The 739-nt window shown below is 25.8% G+C and carries 1 protein-coding gene; it reads left to right on the plus strand.

Going from position 1 to position 739, the window contains the following annotated elements:
* The coding region (locus A9G11_RS12235) for an SIR2 family protein (protein WP_176701274.1) at positions 1-619 on the plus strand (619 nt) is incomplete at its 5' end.
* Positions 620-739 lie beyond the last annotated feature (120 nt).

The raw sequence follows: 739 nt of genomic DNA on the forward strand, positions 1-739 counted from the left end.
AGAAGATGCAGCAACATATAGACAAAATTTAATTTTAAATGATGGTTTTACCCATAGAAAAAATATCTATAATGAATATATTTATGATTCTAAAAGTTTTTATCGATCGATTTATAACACTGGAAACTTTTATAATTATAGCGTCGAATTACCAACTATAAACTTGATTAAATTACATGGTTCTCTTTCATGGAAAAAAGAGAGTGATGATGTCTATTATAAAATTCCTCCAATAAAACCAATTCGATTTGAAGATAGCCAAAACCAAAAAGATTGGATTAATCAACATGCATTAGTTCTTCCTCGTAAAGAGAAATTTAAAGAAACTGTCTTAGAAAACATTTATTATGATTTGTTAAGAACCTATTCTAACGAATTGGATAAAGAAGGAACATTATTAATAGTTTTTGGATTTTCTTTTGCAGATGAACATATTGAATTATTAACTAAAAAGGCTTTACGAAATACGACACTCAAATTAATGATATTTGCCTATAACGAAAGCAGTACTAAATTTTATAATGATAAATTTAAAGATTTTGCAAATGTAGAAATTGTTTATTTAAAAGATGAGGATATGGATTTAGGAAAGTTTTGCTCAATATTAGAAATTATTTAGGTTATAACTATGAATGAATTTTTTATTGAAGATGAAGCAGTGCTTAGAATTGGTGAAGTTGTTGAGGTATCAGGAAGATATATAACTATTCTGGTTGATAAAAATAAAAATCTTAGTGAC

Origin of the sequence: Gilliamella sp. wkB108, assembly GCF_001690195.1 — a bacterium.
Lineage (GTDB): Bacteria > Pseudomonadota > Gammaproteobacteria > Enterobacterales > Orbaceae > Gilliamella > Gilliamella apicola_L.